Origin of the sequence: Pseudomonas sp. LRF_L74 (genome assembly GCF_965644255.1) — a bacterium.
Taxonomy (GTDB): Bacteria; Pseudomonadota; Gammaproteobacteria; order Pseudomonadales; family Pseudomonadaceae; genus Aquipseudomonas.
The window spans coordinates 147,906-166,481 of record NZ_CBFFRH010000009.1 but is presented as its reverse complement, the minus strand read 5'-3'; the positions used below and the strand labels follow the sequence as shown (position 1 = coordinate 166,481).

The window sequence follows — 18,576 nt, the reverse complement described above, 5'->3', positions numbered from 1 at the left end:
GCTCATTCAGTCCATCGCCAGGACGGGAACCGGCTTCTTGTCCTCGCCCACGGCCACCAGGCTGAACACGCCACCGATGGCTTTTTCGCGGCCTGCGCAGGCCATGCTTTCAACGAACACTTCGACCTCGACCTTGAGGCTGGTGTTGCCCACCGCAATGACCCGGGCGATCAGTTCTACGATGGAGCCCTCTGGAATCGCATGCTTGAAGTCGATGCGATCGCTGGACACCGTGACCAGCGGCAGCCGGCAGAAACGCGTGGCGGCGATGAAGGCGATCTCGTCCATCCACGCCAGTGCGGTACCACCGAACAGGGTGTTGTGGTGGTTGGTGGTGAACGGAAACACGGCCTTGGTCACACGGGTTTCCGACAGTTCGGTACGGCGCTGGATTTCTTGCTCTCTAGGGGTCATGCCACGACTACTCGTAATCGGGGAGCGAACGATAGCAGCCCCCGGAAATGAAAAAAGCAGCCCTTGGGCTGCTTTTCTGTAAGGAACCATCCAATCAGGACAGTTTTTCCTTGATGCGCGCTGCCTTGCCAGACAGGTCGCGGAGGTAGTACAGCTTGGCCTTGCGCACGTCGCCGCGGCGCTTGACGCTGATGCTGTCAACCAGCGGCGAGTAAGTCTGGAAGGTACGCTCCACGCCAACGCCGCTGGAAATCTTGCGAACGGTGAACGCGCTGTTCAGGCCGCGGTTACGCTTGCCGATCACAACGCCTTCGAAGGCCTGCAGACGCGAACGGTCGCCTTCCTTCACTTTCACTTGCACGATCACGGTATCGCCTGGGGCGAAAGCCGGGATCTCTTTGTTCATCTGCTCGGCTTCGAGCTGCTGAATGATCTTGTTGGTCATGCTGTGCTCCTAAGACAAACCACGGTTTGCCATCGATACGTTAACTATCGTCCCGCTGGCGGATGAATTCCTCCAGCAGCTTGGTCTCTTCTCCAGAAAGCGAGCGGCAATCCAGAAGATCACGCCGACGTTCCCAGGTTCGCCCGAGGGCTTGCTGCAAGCGCCAGCGTCGTATGTGTTCGTGGTTGCCGCTGAGCAGCACCTGCGGAACACGCTTGCCTTCGTACACCTCGGGACGGGTGTAGTGCGGGCAATCGAGGAGGCCATCGCTGAACGAGTCCTCCTCGGCGGAATCTGCATGGCCGAGCGCACCCGGTAGCAGCCGCGTTACAGCATCGATCAGCACCATCGCCGGAAGCTCACCGCCGGAGAGGACGTAATCGCCAATCGACCATTCCTCATCGACGTGCGTCTCGATGAAACGCTCGTCGATGCCTTCGTAGCGGCCCGCGATGAGGATCAATGCCTCCTCGCCAGCCAGCTCGCGAACCGCCTGCTGATTCAACTGGCGGCCCTGCGGCGACAGGTAGATCACCTTCGCCCTGCCACCGGTAGCCGCCTTGGCCGCAGCCAGGGCACCCTCCAGGGGCTTGATCTTCATCACCATGCCAGGGCCGCCGCCAAATGGCCGGTCGTCCACGGTCTGGTGACGATCATCGGTGAAATCACGCAGGTAATGACAGTTGAGCTGCAACAGCTCCTGCTTTACCGCACGACTGGTAATACCGTACCGACTTATCGCTTCGAACATCTCCGGGAAGATGCTGATCACTTCAATCCGCATGGTTTACCGCACCGCTAGTCAGAAATCCGCATCCCAATCGACGTGCATTTCGCCAGCATCCAGATCGACCTTCAGGACGCATTGCGTCGTGTAGGGCAACAGGCGCTCGCGATCATCGATGCTGCCCGCACAGGGCTTCACTGCGATCACATCGTTGGCACCGGTTTCCATCAGATGGTCGATGACACCGAACAGTTGCCCGTTCTGGTCGATCACCTTGAGGCCCACCAGTTGGTACCAGTAGAACTCGTCATCGTCGAGAGCCGGCAGCAAGCTGCGCGACACGCAAATCTCGAAACCGGCCAAGGCTCGCGCCTCTTCCCGGTCATCGAGACCTGCAAGCTTGGCCACCAGGACCTTGCCTTGCAGTCGTCCTCGCACCTGCTCGACCTGCCGGGTCTCGCCATCGCGCCGAAGCGTCCACTGGCGATAATCGAGCAGGTTGTCGATCGGGTCGGTGAAGGAGTAGATCTTCACCTCACCACGCACACCATGTACCGACGTGATCTTTCCGAGAACGATCAGATTCTCGACGGATGGCGACGTGGTCATGAGACTCAGGCAGCGGCCTTGGCAGCTTCCTTCAGCAGCTGAGCAACGCGCTCAGACGGCTGGGCGCCTTGGCTCAGCCAATAGGTGACACGCTCCTGGTTTACGGAGAGCTTCACTTCGGCACCGGTGGCGATCGGGTTGAAGAACCCCACGCGCTCGACGAAACGACCGTCGCGCGCATTGCGGCTGTTGGTCACGGTCAGGTGGTAGAAGGGGCGCTTCTTGGAGCCGCCACGGGCAAGACGGATGGTTACCATGTGAACTTCGTTCCTGTAGTCGGTGCTAGCTTATAAGGCACACATTTAATGGGCCTAGGCCCGAAAAGCCGCGCATTTTAAAAGCAAACACCCCTCGCTTCAAGTCGCAAGGGGCAAGTAACGGCAAAAAAGATGCGCGCCTGTCGTTTTTCCTCAATCGCCTGGCAAGAAGAGCGCGACTGAACGTTCAACTCAAAAGCGCCTCGGCGAGTCGCTTTGATCTTGAAGCCTACGGCTCAAAGCTTGGGCATTCCGCCTGGCATCATGCCTCCGAGGCCACGCATCATCTTGGCCATGCCGCCCTTGGCAGAGAATTTCTTCATCATCTTCTGCATCTGCTTGTGCTGCTTGATCAGCTTGCCGATGTCCTGCACCTGGGTGCCGGACCCGAGGGCGATACGACGCTTGCGTGAGCCACTGATGATCTCCGGGTCACGCCGTTCGGCCGGAGTCATCGAGTTGATGATCGCTTCCATCTGCTTGAACTGCTTCTCGGCGACGCTCTGGGCATTGCCCATCTGGCCGAGATTCATGCCGCCCAGTTGCGGCAGCTTGTCCATCAGGCCACCGAGGCCGCCCATGCTCTTCATCTGCTGCAACTGGTCGCGGAAGTCTTCGAGGTCGAAGCCCTTGCCTTTCTTCAGTTTCTTGGTCAGTTTCTCCGCTTTCTCGCGGTCCATGGTCTGCTCGGCCTGCTCGATCAGGCTGAGCACGTCACCCATGCCGAGGATGCGCGAGGCCACGCGATCAGGGTGGAACGGATCGAGCGCATCGCTCTTCTCGCCCATACCGATGAACTTGATCGGCTTGCCGGTGATGTGGCGCACCGACAGTGCAGCACCGCCACGGGCGTCACCGTCGACCTTGGTCAACACCACGCCGGTCAGCGGCAACGCATCGCCGAAGGCCTTGGCGGTATTGGCGGCGTCCTGGCCCGTCATGGCGTCGACCACGAACAGGGTTTCGACCGGCTTGATCGCGGCATGAACCGCCTTGATCTCGTCCATCATCTCCTGGTCGATGGCCAGGCGACCGGCGGTATCGACGATGACCACGTCGATGAACTTGAGCTTGGCCTCGGCGATCGCCGCCTGGGCGATGGCAACCGGCTTCTGGCTGATATCGGAGGGGAAGAAGGTCACGCCCACTTCGCCGGCCAGGGTTTCCAGTTGCTTGATCGCCGCCGGACGGTAGACGTCGGCAGAAACCAGCATCACGGTCTTTTTCTTGCGTTCCTTGAGGAAGCGCGCCAGCTTGCCCGCCGTGGTGGTCTTACCGGCACCTTGCAGGCCAGCCATCAGCACCACCGCCGGTGGCGCGGCATTCAGCGCCAGGCCTTCGTTGGCGGCACCCATCAGTTCTTCGAGCTCGGCCCGCACGACTTTCACGAAGGCCTGGCCTGGGGTCAGGCTCTTCGACACCTCGGTGCCGACCGCGCGCTCCTTGACCTTGTTGACGAAGTCCTTGACCACCGGCAGGGCGACGTCGGCCTCGAGCAGGGCCATACGCACTTCGCGCAGGGTGTCCTTGATGTTGTCTTCGGTCAATTTCGCCTTGCCAGTGACATGGCGCAATGTCTGTGACAGGCGATCGGTTAGGTTCTCGAACATGCGCGTTCCTTCAGGGAGCTGGGCAGCGTTTTGCGGCAAGGCGCGGAGTATAACCGCAGGCCCGGCGGCGTTGCAGCCGGGAGACCGAATGGCAAGCGAGATAATGATCGCTTTACCCACGCTCGCCTGGTTGCCCTCGTGAGCCATGCGGCGCGATGTCGCCCTGCGGGATTGCCCCGCGGTCTTCTAGGAATGCTTCTTATATGCCAGAATCCCCCTCTTTCGGGCTCGCCTTACAAGGACTTATGCACCCTCTGCTGCCCAGCCTGGCCGCCGCCGCTCTCTACGCCGGTGCCACTCTTTACCAAGGCCTGCGCCTGGCCAGGCGCGAACGGCCGAAAATGTCGCTACTCGCGCTCCTGGTGGTGGTCGCCCTGTTCTTCCATGGCGCCAGCCTGTTCATGCAATTGCATGCAAGCCCGGGCCTGACCCTGGATTTCTTCAACGCCTCCAGCCTCATCGCCTACTCCGTGATCGTGCTCACCTTGCTGGCCTGCATGCGCATTCCGGTGGAAAACCTGTTGCTGATATTTCTGCCACTCGGCTGCCTGACGGTGCTGTTGGCGCAGTTCCTGCCATCCGGCACACAGAACCCGGTGGATGAAGCCCCTGGCATCCTGGTGCATATCCTGTTGTCGATCACCGCCTACGGGCTGCTGACCATGGCGGTATTCCAGTCCCTGCTCCTGCTGCTGCAGGACCACCAGCTCAAGCACAAGCATCCGTCCGGGCTGATTCGCAACTTCCCGCCCCTGCAAACCATGGAGAGCCTGTTGTTCGGCTTCCTCTGGGCGGGCTGGGTATTGCTGTCGCTGTCGCTGATCTCCGGCTGGCTGTTCGTCGAGAACCTGTTCGCCCAGCACCTGGCGCACAAGACCATACTGTCCTGCTTCGCCTGGGTGGTCTTCGCCGTGCTGCTCTGGGGGCGCCACCAGCTCGGCTGGCGCGGGCACAAGGCGATCCGCTGGACGCTGGCAGGTTTCTGCCTGCTGATGCTGGCCTACTTCGGCAGCAAGCTGGTTCGCGAATTCATCCTGCATGTCTGAGTTCGATCTGCAGGCCTGCCTGCCCTGGATCGCCGCCGTGGCACTGCTGGCGACGTGCATCACCTGGCTGCTGAGTTCAGGCTTGCGCCGACGCGGACCGGGCGGCGACGGCGCGCGCGACCACGAGCCAGCCGAACGATCGCCCGACGATGTACGCCTGCAACGCCAGCAGACGCTGTTCCAGTTGCTGGAGCTGGAGAACATGACGGTCGAGGACATCATGATCCCGCGCAGCGAGGTCAAGGGCATCGACCTCGATCACGACCTGGCCGATATCGTCGAGCAATTGCGCCAGAGCACCCACACCCGCCAACCGGTGTACCACGGTGAGCTGAACCAGGTTGCCGGGATCGTGCACATGCGCCGCCTGGCCAGCCTGCTGACCCGCAACGCCTTGACCAAGGAAAGCCTGCTGGCCTGCTGCGTCGCCCCCTATTTCGTGCTCGAAGGCACGCCGCTGGCCACCCAGCTGATCAACTTCCGCAAGGAAAAGCGCCGCCTCGGCCTGGTGGTCGACGAATACGGCGACGTGCGGGGCCTGGTGACACTGGAGGACCTGCTCGACGAAATCGTCGGCGACTTCAACGACCAGGGCGATGGCGACAACCCGGACCTCCAGACCCAGCCCGACGGCACACGCATCATCGATGGCGCCGCCAGCATCCGCGAGATCAACAAGGCGTTGAACTGGCACCTGCCCAGCGACGGCCCCAAGACCCTCAACGGCCTGATCACCGAAGCCCTGGAAACCATCCCGGATTGCCCGGTATGCCTGCGCATCGGCCCATACCGCCTGGAAATCCTCGAATCCAGCGAGAACCGAGTTACTCGCGTGCGCGCCTGGCACTCAGCGCTGCGGCGTACGCAGCGCTGATCGGTGACAAGCGTCGAGCGTGGCTCTGCTCGCCCTTAAAGCTTCACATCCACCGCTGCCGCGGAGCGTGTCGCCTTGGCGCGCGCCTGAGCCTCGGACTCGGCCCGTGCCAGGGCCACGCCCATGCGCCGCTGGCCGCTGACCTGCGGCTTGCCGAACAGGCGCAGGGCGGTATCCGGCTCGGCCAGAGCCGCCTCCAGGTTGCCGAAGGAAACCTGGCTCGACTCGCCTTCCACCAGGATAACCGCCGAAGCGGACGGACCGAACTGACGGATGGTCGGCACCGGCAGACCGAGGATCGCGCGGGCATGCAGGGCGAACTCGGACAAATCCTGAGAGATAAGAGTGACCAGGCCGGTGTCGTGCGGACGCGGCGATACTTCGCTGAACCACACCTGATCGCCCTTGACGAACAGTTCCACACCGAATAGCCCCCGGCCGCCCAGCGCCTCGGTCACCGCCCGCGCAACCCGCTCGGACTCGGCCAGGGCCTTCGGGCTCATGGCCTGGGGCTGCCAGGATTCGTGATAGTCACCCGCAACCTGACGGTGGCCAATCGGCGCACAGAAACTGGTGCCGCCACTGTGGCGCACGGTCAGCAAGGTGATTTCATAGTCGAAGTCGATGAAACCCTCGACGATCACCCGTCCCTTGCCGGCACGGCCGCCTTCCTGGGCATAGTCCCAGGCCTTGTGCAGGTCCGACGCCCCTTTCAGCACGCTCTGGCCCTTGCCGGATGAGCTCATGATCGGCTTGACCACACACGGAAAGCCGACGGTCTCCACCGCCACCGTGTAGGCCTCGAAGGTATCGGCGAACAGGAACGGCGAGGTCGGCAGGCCCAGCTCTTCAGCGGCCAGGCGGCGGATACCCTCGCGGTTCATGGTCAGTTGCGCGGCACGGGCGGTCGGAATGACAGTGAACCCTTCCGTCTCCAGCTCGACCAGGGTATCGGTGGCGATGGCCTCGATCTCCGGCACGATGTAATGCGGCTGCTCGCGCTCGATCACCTCGCGCAATGCGGCACCATCGAGCATGCTGAGCACATGGCTGCGATGGGCGACCTGCATGGCCGGCGCGTCGGCGTAACGGTCGACGGCGATCACTTCGCAGCCCAGGCGCTGCAGCTCGATCACTACTTCCTTGCCCAGCTCGCCGGAGCCACAGAGCAGAACGCGGGTTGCTGTCGGCGACAGCGGAGTACCGATACGGGACATGAAGAATTCCTCGGAAAACGGGTGGTTCAGGGTTGGATCAGAAATTGTCCCGCGGCCAGGGCTCGCTCGTCGCAACGACGCAATACCTCGCGGCGCTCATGGTTGTCCATGCGGCTCCAGCGGGTGATCTCGTCGACCGTGCGCTGACAGCCGGTACAGAGGTCGTCATCGCCCAGCGCGCAGATGCTGACGCAGGGTGAACGAACGGGTCGCTCGTCGCTCATCAGTCCTCCTGCACGGCCAGGTCGCGGGCGAAACGCCGCGCATTATGAACGTAGTGGGCCGCGCTGGCTTCGAGCATTTTCTTCTGCTGCTCGTTCAACTCACGCACGATCTTGCCAGGAGACCCCATGACCAGGCTGCCGTCGGGAATCTCCTTGCCTTCGGGAATCAGCGAATTGGCGCCGATGATGCAGTACTTGCCGATCTTCGCGCCGTTGAGGATCACCGAATTGATGCCGATCAGGCTGTAATCGTCGACCGTACAGCCGTGCATCATCACGTTGTGCCCCACCGTCACGCCCTTGCCCAGGGTCAGCGGGAAGCCCATGTCGGTGTGCATCACGCTGCCGTCCTGGACGTTGCTGTCCACGCCAATGTGGATCAGTTCCATGTCGCCACGCAGCACCGCACCGAACCAGACACTGGCTCCCGGCTCCAGGCGCACCTTGCCGATCACGCTGGCATTAGGCGCGATCCAGCTCTGCGGATCGGCATCGACCCGGCTATCGCCCAGGCGATATTTCATGGACATTCCTCACGGCTTGACGATCTTCACCGATGGCCTGGGTGGTCGCTCCAGGTCGATTCCGGCATCGAACACTAGGTTGACCAACTCGACGATCATCACCGCGGTCAGCCCCCAGATCTTGTAGTTTTCATATTGATAGCAAGGCACGTAAAAACTGCGTCCCTCGTAGTCGATGCGATGCGTGACCTCGCGCGGGTCATCGCAGAAGAAACGCAACGGCACTGCAAATACGGCGGCAATCTCGGCATCGTTGGGACGATACTCGACGTAATCCGGGACCACGCCCACATAAGGCGTTACCCGAATGCCGAAACGCGAAACCAGCGGGCTCAGCGGGCCGATCACCTCCACCAGTCCTGGCGGCAAGCCGACTTCTTCCTCGGCTTCGCGCAACGCGGTGTGGATCAGGTCACGATCGTCCGGGTCCCGTCGCCCACCTGGAAAAGCCACTTCGCCGCCATGGGTCGACAGGCCGCTGGCGCGTAGGGTCAGCACCAACTCGGGCTCGTCGCTGCGGGTGATGGGCAGCAACACCGCCGCCTCGGAAAGGCGCTGCGTATTTTCCAGCGTATTGGGGGTATGGCTGCGCACGCGCTGCAGGAGCTCGTCGAGCATGGCCTGTATCTCGATCCTTGTTTTCGCCTGGCATCATGGCATGAAGCTGCGCCACGCCCAAGTTTCACCGACCACCTGGCTTGCCGCCAACTCGCGCGGCGGCGAAGATGACTGCGACCAGGAGATGACCCATGAAATTCTGCAGCCAGTGCGGCAGCACCGTCGAACACCGCATTCCCGCTGGCGACAACCGCCCGCGCTTCGTCTGCACGAGCTGCGCCACCGTGCACTACCAGAACCCGCGCATCGTCGCCGGCTGCCTGCCGGTCTGGGGTGAGCAGGTGTTGCTGTGCCGGCGCGCCATCGAACCGCGACGCGGCTTCTGGACCCTGCCTGCCGGCTTCATGGAAAACGGCGAGACCACGGCCGAAGCCGCTGCCCGGGAAACCGTCGAGGAAGCCTGTGCCCGTGTCGGTTCGCTGCAGCTCTACACCCTGTATGACCTGCCCCACATCAGCCAACTCCATGTGTTCTTCCGCGCCGAACTGGTCGACGGCCAGTTCGATGTCGGCGAGGAAAGCCTCGAGGTACGGCTGTTCGACGAGGCGCAAATCCCCTGGAACGAGCTGGCCTTCCCTACCGTCGGACGTACACTGAAGTACTATTTCGCCGACCGCCTGCAGCATAATTACCCGATCCGCAACGAAGGCGTGGCACCGATGCGGCCAGCGAATCAAGACTAAGGAGCGCACCATGGACACCAGCGACCACCACAGCCTGACCACCCTGTTCGAGCAACTGGGCCTGCCGTCGAGCAACAAGGACATTGCCGCCTTCATTCGCGACCATCACCTACTGGAAGGCCAGCGCCTGCCTGATGCGCCGTTCTGGACGCCCGCCCAGGCCACCTTCCTTGCCGAAGCCCTCAATCGCGATGCCGATTGGGCCGTGCAGGTCGACGAACTGGCCACCTCGCTGGCCAAATAAGCCCGGCGACCACCTGTCGTCGGCGGACTACCGGTACACCGCGAGGATTGAACATCCACTGCGGCATAGGCAGACTCTCGCCCATAACGATCTGCCTCCCGGGACCTTCAGTTTCTGCCCCTGAAACGGTCCCGGCACCACTCCGGAACTCTCGCAATGCGCTGGCTGCTCGCCGTACTTTGTTTTTGCTTTGTCAGCCTCACCCATGCCTCGACCACCGTCACATTGCAGGGGCAGACCGTGGACAAGGTTCTGGTGCTCAAGACCGAGCACAAGCTGCATCTCATGGCGCGCGGCGAAGTGCTCAAGTCCTATCGCATCTCCCTGGGCAAACAACCGCGCGGGACCAAGCTGCGCGAAGGCGACAGCCGCACGCCGGAAGGCTACTACTGGATCGACTGGCGCAAGACCAGTGACCGCTACAACCTGGCCATGCACGTCTCCTACCCCAATGCCCGCGACCTGGCCAATGCGCGCCGGGAGGGCTTCAAGCCCGGCGGCATGATCATGATCCACGGCACGCCGCAGGATGAAGAGTATCCCGAGTGGTACTTCAACACCCTGGACTGGACCGAAGGCTGCATCGCCATGAAGAACGATGACATGCGCGAAGTCTGGAGCCTGGTGCGCGACGGCACGCTGATCGAAATTCGGCCCTAGGGCGGCATCGCGAGGATGACCTGGGCCAGTCGCAGGTCGCTATCCGCCGCATGCTCAGGTCGCTCGCGCAAAGCCAGCAGGGCCGCCTGCAGAAACGCGCCACGGATTTCGCCGTTGCTGGCAACGAAGCTGGCGGCATCGTCGCGGGCCAGCACGAGCTTGTAGCGCATTTCATCGATGGTGAGCTGGGTGCTGACGATGGGGCTGACGACGATGCCGATCGTGGTGAATATCGGATAGAAGGTCGAAGCTTCCAGCGGTTCCTGGTCGAAATCGGGAAAACCGAGGAAATCACGGCCCAGGGCGGGCTGGATGGCCCAGGCGAACAGCAACGTGGCGACGAGAGTAGCGGCTTTCATCCTGGACCTGCGCAGCAAAGAGGTCGGCGGCGGCAACGAGCTGCTCGATGCCATCGACCCGCAGCCCGTTTCGGCCAAGCCGTCCCTCGAGACTACACGAAAATCAGAACTTCAAATCCGACAGCCGCCACACTTCAAACGCTGGCGTCTCGTAAGGATGGGCCTGCTTCAAGGCTTTCACCGAGTCGTGCAGCAACTCGTCGGCCACCACCAACTCGACCTTCCATTCCTCCAGACGGTGCAACTCGTCCCGCGTCCCCAGAAACGGACTGCTCCCCTGCGTTGGCCGATACTGCCCCTGCCCCAGCGTCTGCCAGCAGCAACTGTCGTAATTACCGATGCCTCCCGCGCCCGCCTTGAACACCGCCTCCTTGACCTCTTCCAGATGGCTTTGCGGTACGTAGAAACACAGCTTGTACATCCCCCCCTCCCCAAATCACTCGCGAATTCATTGCCTTGCGAATGATGGCATTTTGCCGGCCTCTAATACAGCAGCGATGCCGCATCTTTCGTCGAACGCCGACGGAACCCTGTAACGAAAAGCCCGCCGGGGCTAGCGGCGGGCTTTGGTGCATCGGCTACGGATCAGTCTACCCAGACCCGCGCATTGCGGAACATGCGGATCCAGCCACCATCTTCCTGCCAATCATCCGGGCGCCAGGAGTTCTGCACAGCGCGGAACACCCGCTCCGGGTGCGGCATCATGATGGTCACGCGACCATCGCGACTGCACAGGCCGGTGATCCCACGCGGCGAGCCGTTGGGGTTGGCCGGATAGGACTCGGTAACCTTGCCGTGGTTGTCGACGAAGCGCAGGGCCACGGTGCCGGACAGATCGGCCTCCAGCAGCGCCTCTTCGTTTTCGAACTCGGCATGGCCCTCTCCGTGGGCAATGGCGATAGGCAGGCGCGTGCCGGCCATGCCACGCAGGAAGATCGACGCCGACTCCTGCACCTGGACCATCGCCACGCGCGCCTCGAACTGCTCGGAGCGGTTACGCACGAAATGCGGCCAGAATTCGCTGCCCGGGATCAGCTCGTGCAGGTTGGACATCATCTGGCAACCGTTGCACACGCCGAGGGCGAAGCTGTCCTTGCGTTCGAAGAACGCCTGGAAGGCATCGCGGGCACGGCTGTTGAACAGTGCCGACTTGGCCCACCCCTCACCAGCGCCCAGTACGTCGCCGTAGGAGAAGCCACCGCAGGCGACCAGGCCCTTGAACTCGTCCAGGCTGACGCGACCAGCGAGAATATCGCTCATGTGTACGTCGATGGCCGAGAAACCGGCGCGGTCGAAGGCAGCCGCCATCTCCACCTGGCCATTGACGCCCTGCTCACGCAGCACCGCGACTTGCGGACGCACGCCTTTCTTGATGTAGGGCGCGGCGATGTCCTGATTGACGTCGAAGCTGAGCTTGGCCGACAGGCCAGGGTTTTCTTCGTCGAGCAGCAGGTCGAACTCCTGCTCGGCACACTGCGCGTTGTCCCGCATGCGCTGGATGCGATAGCTGGTTTCCGCCCACTGGCGCTGCAGCATGCGGCGCTCGCCACCGAACACCTTCTCGCCATTGAAATTGATCGCTACGTCGCTGCCGTTGACCGGCTTGCCGATCACCGCCACGCAGTCTTCCAGGCCTGCCGCGCTGAATTGCGCCAGCACTTGCGGCGTGGCGTCCTGGCGAACCTGGATGACCGCGCCCAGCTCTTCGTTGAACAGCGCGGCAGCCAGTTCAGCCTGGTCGGCGACCAGGCCATCGAGTTGCAGTTCCAGGCCACAATGGCCGGCGAAGGCCATTTCCAGCACGCTGGTCAGCAGGCCGCCGTCGGAGCGGTCATGGTAGGCCAGCAGGTGACCGTCGGCATTCAGGCCCTGAATCACAGCGAAGAAGGCCTTGAGGTCTTCGGCATCGTCGACGTCCGGCACGGTTTGGCCGAGCTTGCTGTAGACCTGGGCGAGGATCGAGCCGCCGAGACGGTTCTGGCCACGGCCGAGGTCGATCAGGATCAGGTCGGTCTCGCCCTTGTCCAGGCGCAGTTGCGGGGTCAGGGTGTTGCGAATGTCGGTGACTGGCGCGAAGCCGGTGACGATCAGCGACAGCGGCGAAGTGACGCTCTTCTCCGCGCCCTCTTCGCTCCACTTGGTCTTCATCGACATCGAGTCCTTGCCCACCGGAATGGTCAGGCCCAAGGCCGGGCACAATTCCATGCCGACCGCTTTCACGGTGTCGTACAGACGCGCGTCTTCGCCCGGGTGGCCGGCAGCAGCCATCCAGTTGGCGGACAGTTTGATGTCGGAGATTTTCTCGATACGCGACGCGGCGATGTTGGTCAGCGTCTCGCCAATCGCCATGCGCCCGGAGGCGGCGGCGTCGAGCAAGGCCAGCGGCGTGCGCTCGCCCATGGCCATGGCTTCGCCGGTATAGACGTCGAAGCTGGTGGCGGTGACGGCGACATCGGCCACCGGGACCTGCCAAGGACCGACCATCTGGTCGCGGGCGACCAGGCCGGTGATGGTGCGGTCGCCGATGGTGATCAGGAAGCTCTTGCTGGCCACGGCTGGGTGGCGCAAGACGCGGGTCACCGCTTCGGCCAGGCTCAATTCGGCAGCATTGAAGTCATCGCCCTGTTCGGCCTCGCGCTTGACCGAACGGTGCATGCGCGGCGGCTTGCCGAGCAGCACCTCCAGCGGCATGTCCACCGGGGTGTTGGCGAAATGGCTGTCGGTAACGGTCAATTGCGGCTCGGCTGTCGCTTCGCCGACCACCGCGAACGGGCAACGCTCGCGCTCGCAGATGGCCTGGAAGCGCTCGAAGTCGACGGCACTGACGGCCAGCACGTAACGCTCCTGGGACTCGTTGCTCCAGATTTCGTGGGGCGCCATGCCTGGTTCGTCGTTGGGCACGTTGCGCAGCTCGAAGCGGCCGCCACGGCCGCCGTCGTTGACCAGCTCCGGGAAGGCGTTGGAGATGCCACCGGCGCCGACGTCATGGATGAAGGCGATGGGGTTCTTGTCGCCCAGTTGCCAGCAACGGTCGATGACCTCTTGGCAGCGACGCTCCATTTCCGGGTTTTCGCGCTGCACCGAGGCGAAGTCCAGGTCCGCCGAACTGGCACCGGTGGCGACCGACGAAGCGGCGCCGCCGCCCAGGCCGATCAGCATGGCCGGGCCGCCGAGCACGATCAGCTTGGCGCCGACGGTGATCTCGCCCTTCTGCACATGGTCTTCACGGATGTTGCCCATGCCGCCCGCGAGCATGATCGGCTTGTGGTAGCCGCGCACTTCCTCGCCATGGGGCGTGCTGATCGCCTGCTCGAAGGTACGGAAGTAGCCGGTCAGCGCCGGGCGGCCGAATTCGTTGTTGAACGCGGCGCCGCCCAGCGGGCCCTCGATCATGATGTCCAGCGGCGTGACGATGCGCTCGGGCTTGCCATACGGCACTTCCCAGGGCTGCTCGAAACCGGGGATGTTCAGGTTGGATACGGTGAAACCGGTCAGGCCGGCTTTCGGCTTGGCGCCGCGACCGGTGGCGCCTTCGTCGCGAATCTCGCCGCCGGAACCGGTGGAGGCGCCGGAGAACGGCGAAATGGCCGTCGGGTGGTTGTGGGTTTCCACCTTCATCAGGATGTGCACCGGCTCCTGCACCGCGCCGTACTGGCGGGTTTCCGGGTTCGGGAAGAAGCGTCCGGCGCTGTGGCCGACGATCACCGAGGCGTTGTCCTTGTAGGCGGACAGTACGTTCTCGCTGTGCATCTGGTAGGTGTTCTTGATCATGCCGAACAGGGATTTTTCCTGGCTCTCGCCATCGATGTCCCAGCTCGCATTGAAGATCTTGTGCCGGCAATGCTCGGAGTTGGCCTGGGCGAACATCATCAGTTCGATGTCGTGCGGGTTGCGCTTAAGGCCCTGGAAGGCATTGACCAGGTAGTCGATCTCGTCCTCGGCCAGGGCCAGGCCCAGCTCGACGTTGGCCTTTTCCAGCGCGGCGCGACCGCCACCGAGGATGTCCACGGCGGTCAGCGGCTTCGGCTCGGCATGGCTGAACAGCGCGGCGGCCTGTTCCATGGCCTCCAGCACCGCCTGGGTCATGCGGTCATGCAGTTGAGCGGCGACCGCGCTCACATCCTCGGCGCTCAACTCACCGCTGACGTAGTAGGCGATGCCGCGCTCCAGGCGCTGGATCTTGGCCAGGCCACAGTTGCGGGCGATGTCGCTGGCCTTGCTGGACCAGGGCGAAATGGTGCCGAAGCGCGGCACGATGAGGAACAGGCGACCGCTGGGTTCCCGGACCGGAACACTGGGGCCGTACTTCAGCAGGCGTGCCAGGACATGCTCTTCATCGGCGGTCAGCGTGCCGGTAACGTCGGCGAAATGCGCGAACTCGGCGTACAGACCTGTCACGGCAGGGACCTTGGCGGTCAGTTGCTCGAGCAATTTGCCGTGGCGGAAAGAAGAAAGAGCGGGCGCGCCGCGCAGGATCAACATCGTGAACAGCCTCTGGGAAGGGGTGTGCTTTGAGGCCGCATATTCTAGCCTAGGTTATGTACGAAAAGTGCCTGCGCTCGGTGATGCTTCGTTAAAAACGGGTTCGGAATGCTCATTTACAACGCGTAAACTCCGCTTCCTCACCCGTTTTTGCCTCGCCTGACCTTCGCTCGACGACTTTTCGTACAGAACCTAAAGCACTCGGCCGCGGCACCTGCGGCATGCTTCGCTTATCAGAGCGCCCGACGGCTGTCGAGATATGGTGGCAGCCGGGCTTTCGATATACTGCGCCGCATGTTTCCCCAAACAGCTTTCCGCATGCGCGCTGCCGCCTGGCTGATGGCGACCGGAATCTTTCTGCTGCTCGGCAGTTGTAGTAGTGAGGAGCCCAAGCCTACTACGCTCGAGCGCATACAGAAGGAGGGCGTCCTGCGCGTGGTCACCCGCAACAGCCCGGCCACCTATTTCCAGGACCGCAACGGCGAAACCGGCTTCGAGTACGAACTGGTGAAGCGCTTCGCCGAAAATCTGGGCGTCGAGCTGAAAATCGAGACCGCCGACAACCTGGACGACCTTTATGCGCGCCTGAGCCAGGCCGACGGTCCGGAACTGGCTGCCGCCGGTCTGGTCGCCAGCGAAGGCCGCAAGAGCGTGGCCAAGTTCTCCCAACCGTATCTGGAAGTCACGCCGCAAGTCATCTATCGCGACGGTGACCGCCGGCCCTCGCGCCCCGAGGACCTGGTCGGCAAACGCATCATGGTGCTGCAAGGCAGCAGCCATGCCGAGCAACTGCGCGAGTTGCAAGCCACCCTGCCCGAGCTGAAGTTCGAGGAGTCCTCGGCGGTCGAGGTGGTCGACCTGCTGCGCATGGTCGACGAAGACCAGATCGACCTGACCGTGGTCGACTCCAATGAGCTGGCGATGAACCAGGTGTACTTCTCCAAGGTGCGCGTGGCCTTCGACTTCGGCGACTCGCGCAACCTCGGCTGGGCCATGGCGCCGGGCGCCGACGACAGCCTGCTGCAGGAGGTCGATCATTTTCTTGCCCTGGTCGAGGAAAACGGCAGCCTGCAACGCCTGAAGGATCGCTACTACGGCCACGTCGACGTACTCGGCTACGTCGGCGCCTACACCTTCGCCCAGCACCTGCGCCAGCGCCTGCCGCGCTACGAACAGCATTTCCGCCAGGCCGGCGAACAACAGAAGGTCGATTGGCGCCTGCTCGCGGCCGTTGGCTATCAGGAGTCGATGTGGCAGCCCGATGCCACCTCCAAGACCGGCGTGCGCGGCCTGATGATGCTGACCCAGGGCACCGCCCAGGCCATGGGCGTGGCCAACCGCCTCGACCCGCGCCAGAGCATTCAGGGCGGCGGCAAATACCTGGCGCTGATCCATGCCGGCCTGGCCGATGAGCTGACCGAGCCGGATCGCACCTGGTTCGCCCTGGCGGCCTACAACATCGGCATCGCCCACTTGAGCGACGCACGCAAACTGGCGCAGAACGAAGGGCTCGACCCCAACAAGTGGCTCGACGTGCAGAAGATGCTGCCGCGCCTGTCGCAGAAGCAGTGGTACAGCAAGACCCGCTATGGCTATGCGCGCGGCGGCGAGACGGTGCATTTCGTGCGCAACATCCGCCGCTACTACGACATCCTGACCTGGGTGACCCAGCCTCAGCTGGAAGGCAACCAGATGGTCAACAGTGCCCTGCACATTCCTGGCATCGCCAAGGACGACGAGCAGGACGAAGACAAGTCGACGCTCTGAAGCCTGCGCCTCAGCCCTGCTGCGCTTGCGCCTCCGGGGCCGGCTCGGGGCTGGGGCTGGTGGTCATCACGTCCTGCACGACCTGCTCGTCGACCCGTGGATCGAGCGCCGCGGTCAGCGGCGAGCTGGCCGTGCTGTCCTGCATCGGCACGTGATGCAAGGGTGCATTCTCGACCTGGTGCAGGTTGGTCACCGCATCGGGCTTGATTCGCCACACCAGGACCAGCGAGCAGAGAACGAAGAAGACGTAGAGCATGTTGGCGCCGAAATATTTCATCACCACGCCGCCGAACAGCGGCCCGATACAGGCGCCTACGCCGAACGTCACCAGCAGCATGGCCGTCAGCGAAACCCGGCGCTCGGCCTCCACGTGGTCGTTGGAGAACGCCACCGCCAACGGATAGAGGGCGAACTGCAACAGGCAGACGACGAACGCCATCGGCAGCAACAGCTCCAGTGGTACCCGCGGCAGCACCGCCAGAGGCAAGGCTGCCACGCCCATCAACAACGCGCAGCCACGAATCAGCCGGGCCCGATCGTAACGGTCCGAAAGCCAGCCCAATGGCCACTGCACAACCAGGCCGGCGAAGATGCAGACGCCCATGAACAAGCCGACCTGCTGGGTTTGCAAGCCCATGCGCGCGGCATACAGCGGCGCCAAGCCGTAGAAGGAACCGATCGTCAACCCGGCGGCCAGGGTGGTGGTCAGCGATTGCGGCACCCGCTTGATGAAAAAACGTGGCTCCAACGGTGCCGGTCGCAGTGGTGCGGGGTGCAGTTTGCGCGTCAGCGCCACGGGCACCAGGCACAGGGAAAAACACAGGGCGACCATCATCAGCAGCTCCACGCCCAGGGCGGGGTGGATCACCAGCACCATCTGACCAAGCACCAAGCCGAGGTAGGACGCCACCATGTAGCCGCTGAACACCAGGCCACGCGACTTCGCCTCGGCCTGCTCGTTGAGCCAACTCTCGATGACCATGTACTGACACATCGCCGACATGCCGATCAGCATGCGCAGCGCCAACCACGCAGGCAGCCAGTCGATCAGGCCGAAGCCCAGCACGGCGGCGGTGACCACTCCGGCGCACGATACATAGGCACGGATATGGCCGACCCGCGCGATGAGCCGGTGCCCGACCTTGCCACCCAATACGAGGCCGGCGTAGTTGGCCGCCATCATGGCGCCAACCCACAAGCCATCGACCGACTCGGCCAGGCGCAAGGCCAGGTAGGTTCCCAGCAGGCCGGTTCCGAGCAGCATCAGGAGGGTGGCGAAATACAGCGAGCGAAACGACTTCCAAATCACAGGCATGGAGGGGTACCAATCGAACGAGGCAGCACGAACCGGTCGGATAGCGGCAGCGCCAGAGGATGGCATGCCGTCTTCTTGACATGGGGCTAAACACTAGCAGCCTCGCCTCGATTCGGCAGCCCTTTTCAACGCCCCCGTCGCGTTTGGACGGGCACATGGCGAAAAGGGACAGGCTCCTAGGGTCTGTTGCCGTTTCGTCGCAAGCCGCGTTGTCGCGAGAAATAACCCCCGGTTAGGCGCAGGACGCAGGCAATGGTCATTCCCTTACCAAGTCCTGCAACGACAGCGGGGGTTATTTCTCGCACAACCCGCAGGGCCGGGCCCGTTTTTATACGATGCAGCGTTACTCGATGGCTCATTTAGCCCACTAAACTTCGCATCTCGCGCCTCGCCTCGTATAAAAACTGGCTCCGGCGCGGTCGCGACGAAACGGCAACAGACCCTAGGGTCCGTTGATGTTTCGTCGCGACCGCGCGGAGCCTTCGGGTTGCGCGAGAAATA

Annotated in this window: 19 protein-coding genes and 1 pseudogene; 6 read left to right on the top strand and 14 right to left on the bottom strand. The window is 63.0% G+C overall.

The window, feature by feature from the left end:
* Positions 1–6: 6 nt before the first annotated feature.
* The 6 genes from ACSZPK_RS21675 to ffh form a co-directional block, all read right to left on the bottom strand.
* Positions 7–414: an acyl-CoA thioesterase gene (locus tag ACSZPK_RS21675; RefSeq protein ID WP_437883617.1), complete on the bottom strand. Its 408-nt coding sequence runs from the start codon at positions 412–414 to the stop codon at positions 7–9.
* A gap of 94 nt (positions 415–508) precedes the next feature.
* Entirely contained in the window at positions 509–859 is a 351-nt protein-coding gene (rplS, locus tag ACSZPK_RS21670) for a 50S ribosomal protein L19 (RefSeq protein ID WP_437883616.1), read from the bottom strand.
* Between the two features lie 40 nt (positions 860–899).
* Positions 900–1,643, bottom strand: a complete 744-nt coding sequence (gene trmD, locus ACSZPK_RS21665; protein ID WP_437883615.1) for a tRNA (guanosine(37)-N1)-methyltransferase TrmD — start codon at positions 1,641–1,643, stop codon at positions 900–902.
* Between the two features lie 18 nt (positions 1,644–1,661).
* The gene (rimM, locus tag ACSZPK_RS21660; protein ID WP_437883614.1) at positions 1,662–2,195 is read right to left on the bottom strand and encodes a ribosome maturation factor RimM; all 534 of its coding nucleotides are present in this window, start codon (positions 2,193–2,195) and stop codon (positions 1,662–1,664) included.
* A 5-nt stretch (positions 2,196–2,200) separates the two neighbouring features.
* Positions 2,201–2,452 (bottom strand): 30S ribosomal protein S16, encoded by a 252-nt coding sequence (gene rpsP, locus ACSZPK_RS21655; RefSeq protein ID WP_437883613.1) that lies wholly within the window; start codon positions 2,450–2,452, stop codon positions 2,201–2,203.
* A gap of 236 nt (positions 2,453–2,688) precedes the next feature.
* Entirely contained in the window at positions 2,689–4,062 is a 1,374-nt protein-coding gene (gene ffh / locus ACSZPK_RS21650; protein WP_437883612.1) for a signal recognition particle protein, read from the bottom strand.
* 245 nt (positions 4,063–4,307) lie between these two features.
* Between ffh and ACSZPK_RS21645 the strand changes: the two genes are divergently transcribed.
* A complete protein-coding gene (locus ACSZPK_RS21645; protein WP_437883611.1) occupies positions 4,308–5,108 on the top strand; it encodes a cytochrome C assembly family protein in 801 nt (266 codons plus the stop codon).
* Between the two features lie 175 nt (positions 5,109–5,283).
* Positions 5,284–5,982: pseudogene (locus tag ACSZPK_RS21640) on the top strand (transporter associated domain-containing protein); the annotation flags it as partial.
* 35 nt (positions 5,983–6,017) lie between these two features.
* Here the strand turns inward: ACSZPK_RS21640 and purT are convergent.
* The 4 genes from purT to ACSZPK_RS21620 are packed head-to-tail and all read right to left on the bottom strand — an operon-like array spanning position 6,018 to position 8,565.
* Positions 6,018–7,199 carry a formate-dependent phosphoribosylglycinamide formyltransferase gene (purT, locus tag ACSZPK_RS21635; RefSeq protein ID WP_437883610.1) on the bottom strand — a complete coding sequence of 394 codons (1,182 nt, stop codon included), beginning with the start codon at positions 7,197–7,199 and terminating at the stop codon, positions 6,018–6,020.
* A gap of 26 nt (positions 7,200–7,225) precedes the next feature.
* Positions 7,226–7,423 (bottom strand): DUF1289 domain-containing protein, encoded by a 198-nt coding sequence (locus tag ACSZPK_RS21630; RefSeq protein ID WP_437883609.1) that lies wholly within the window; start codon positions 7,421–7,423, stop codon positions 7,226–7,228.
* Positions 7,423–7,947 carry a gamma carbonic anhydrase family protein gene (locus ACSZPK_RS21625; protein WP_437883608.1) on the bottom strand — a complete coding sequence of 175 codons (525 nt, stop codon included), beginning with the start codon at positions 7,945–7,947 and terminating at the stop codon, positions 7,423–7,425. The genes ACSZPK_RS21630 and ACSZPK_RS21625 overlap by 1 nt, the downstream gene beginning before the upstream one ends.
* A 9-nt stretch (positions 7,948–7,956) precedes the next feature.
* Positions 7,957–8,565 carry a CoA pyrophosphatase gene (locus ACSZPK_RS21620; RefSeq protein ID WP_437883607.1) on the bottom strand — a complete coding sequence of 203 codons (609 nt, stop codon included), beginning with the start codon at positions 8,563–8,565 and terminating at the stop codon, positions 7,957–7,959.
* 131 nt (positions 8,566–8,696) lie between these two features.
* Here ACSZPK_RS21620 and ACSZPK_RS21615 point away from each other — a divergent pair, with 131 nt between their 5' ends.
* The 3 genes from ACSZPK_RS21615 to ACSZPK_RS21605 all read left to right on the top strand — a co-directional run bounded on the left by ACSZPK_RS21615 (position 8,697) and on the right by ACSZPK_RS21605 (position 10,152).
* Positions 8,697–9,248 carry an NUDIX hydrolase gene (locus ACSZPK_RS21615; RefSeq protein WP_437883606.1) on the top strand — a complete coding sequence of 184 codons (552 nt, stop codon included), beginning with the start codon at positions 8,697–8,699 and terminating at the stop codon, positions 9,246–9,248.
* A 10-nt stretch (positions 9,249–9,258) separates the two neighbouring features.
* Complete coding sequence (locus tag ACSZPK_RS21610) at positions 9,259–9,492, top strand: DUF2789 domain-containing protein (RefSeq protein ID WP_437883605.1); 234 nt, start codon at positions 9,259–9,261, stop codon at positions 9,490–9,492.
* A 156-nt stretch (positions 9,493–9,648) separates the two neighbouring features.
* Entirely contained in the window at positions 9,649–10,152 is a 504-nt protein-coding gene (locus tag ACSZPK_RS21605) for a L,D-transpeptidase family protein (protein WP_437883604.1), read from the top strand.
* Here the strand turns inward: ACSZPK_RS21605 and ACSZPK_RS21600 are convergent.
* The 3 genes from ACSZPK_RS21600 to purL all read right to left on the bottom strand — a co-directional run bounded on the left by ACSZPK_RS21600 (position 10,149) and on the right by purL (position 14,993).
* Positions 10,149–10,511, bottom strand: a complete 363-nt coding sequence (locus ACSZPK_RS21600; RefSeq protein ID WP_437883603.1) for a DUF2388 domain-containing protein — start codon at positions 10,509–10,511, stop codon at positions 10,149–10,151. The genes ACSZPK_RS21605 and ACSZPK_RS21600 overlap by 4 nt on opposite strands.
* A 103-nt stretch (positions 10,512–10,614) precedes the next feature.
* Positions 10,615–10,932 (bottom strand): NGG1p interacting factor NIF3, encoded by a 318-nt coding sequence (locus ACSZPK_RS21595; protein ID WP_437883602.1) that lies wholly within the window; start codon positions 10,930–10,932, stop codon positions 10,615–10,617.
* 164 nt (positions 10,933–11,096) lie between these two features.
* Positions 11,097–14,993 carry a phosphoribosylformylglycinamidine synthase gene (gene purL, locus ACSZPK_RS21590; RefSeq protein ID WP_437883601.1) on the bottom strand — a complete coding sequence of 1,299 codons (3,897 nt, stop codon included), beginning with the start codon at positions 14,991–14,993 and terminating at the stop codon, positions 11,097–11,099.
* A gap of 294 nt (positions 14,994–15,287) precedes the next feature.
* Here purL and mltF point away from each other — a divergent pair, with 294 nt between their 5' ends.
* A complete protein-coding gene (mltF, locus tag ACSZPK_RS21585) occupies positions 15,288–16,760 on the top strand; it encodes a membrane-bound lytic murein transglycosylase MltF (RefSeq protein WP_437883600.1) in 1,473 nt (490 codons plus the stop codon).
* A 10-nt stretch (positions 16,761–16,770) separates the two neighbouring features.
* Here the strand turns inward: mltF and ACSZPK_RS21580 are convergent, their stop codons facing one another.
* A complete protein-coding gene (locus tag ACSZPK_RS21580) occupies positions 16,771–18,075 on the bottom strand; it encodes an MFS transporter (protein WP_437883599.1) in 1,305 nt (434 codons plus the stop codon).
* Positions 18,076–18,576: the final 501 nt, after the last annotated feature.

Coding starts and splice junctions, on each gene's coding strand:
- ACSZPK_RS21605 (WP_437883604.1), top strand. CDS start 9,649: ATGCGCTGGCTGCTCGCCGTACTTTGTTTTTGCTTTGTCAGCCTCACC.
- rplS (WP_437883616.1), bottom strand. CDS start 859: ATGACCAACAAGATCATTCAGCAGCTCGAAGCCGAGCAGATGAACAAA.
- ACSZPK_RS21595 (WP_437883602.1), bottom strand. CDS start 10,932: ATGTACAAGCTGTGTTTCTACGTACCGCAAAGCCATCTGGAAGAGGTC.
- ACSZPK_RS21675 (WP_437883617.1), bottom strand. CDS start 414: ATGACCCCTAGAGAGCAAGAAATCCAGCGCCGTACCGAACTGTCGGAA.
- ACSZPK_RS21610 (WP_437883605.1), top strand. CDS start 9,259: ATGGACACCAGCGACCACCACAGCCTGACCACCCTGTTCGAGCAACTG.
- ACSZPK_RS21620 (WP_437883607.1), bottom strand. CDS start 8,565: ATGCTCGACGAGCTCCTGCAGCGCGTGCGCAGCCATACCCCCAATACG.
- ACSZPK_RS21615 (WP_437883606.1), top strand. CDS start 8,697: ATGAAATTCTGCAGCCAGTGCGGCAGCACCGTCGAACACCGCATTCCC.
- trmD (WP_437883615.1), bottom strand. CDS start 1,643: ATGCGGATTGAAGTGATCAGCATCTTCCCGGAGATGTTCGAAGCGATA.
- rimM (WP_437883614.1), bottom strand. CDS start 2,195: ATGACCACGTCGCCATCCGTCGAGAATCTGATCGTTCTCGGAAAGATC.
- rpsP (WP_437883613.1), bottom strand. CDS start 2,452: ATGGTAACCATCCGTCTTGCCCGTGGCGGCTCCAAGAAGCGCCCCTTC.
- ffh (WP_437883612.1), bottom strand. CDS start 4,062: ATGTTCGAGAACCTAACCGATCGCCTGTCACAGACATTGCGCCATGTC.
- ACSZPK_RS21630 (WP_437883609.1), bottom strand. CDS start 7,423: ATGAGCGACGAGCGACCCGTTCGTTCACCCTGCGTCAGCATCTGCGCG.
- ACSZPK_RS21600 (WP_437883603.1), bottom strand. CDS start 10,511: ATGAAAGCCGCTACTCTCGTCGCCACGTTGCTGTTCGCCTGGGCCATC.
- ACSZPK_RS21580 (WP_437883599.1), bottom strand. CDS start 18,075: ATGCCTGTGATTTGGAAGTCGTTTCGCTCGCTGTATTTCGCCACCCTC.
- mltF (WP_437883600.1), top strand. CDS start 15,288: ATGTTTCCCCAAACAGCTTTCCGCATGCGCGCTGCCGCCTGGCTGATG.
- purT (WP_437883610.1), bottom strand. CDS start 7,199: ATGTCCCGTATCGGTACTCCGCTGTCGCCGACAGCAACCCGCGTTCTG.
- purL (WP_437883601.1), bottom strand. CDS start 14,993: ATGTTGATCCTGCGCGGCGCGCCCGCTCTTTCTTCTTTCCGCCACGGC.
- ACSZPK_RS21625 (WP_437883608.1), bottom strand. CDS start 7,947: ATGAAATATCGCCTGGGCGATAGCCGGGTCGATGCCGATCCGCAGAGC.
- ACSZPK_RS21645 (WP_437883611.1), top strand. CDS start 4,308: ATGCACCCTCTGCTGCCCAGCCTGGCCGCCGCCGCTCTCTACGCCGGT.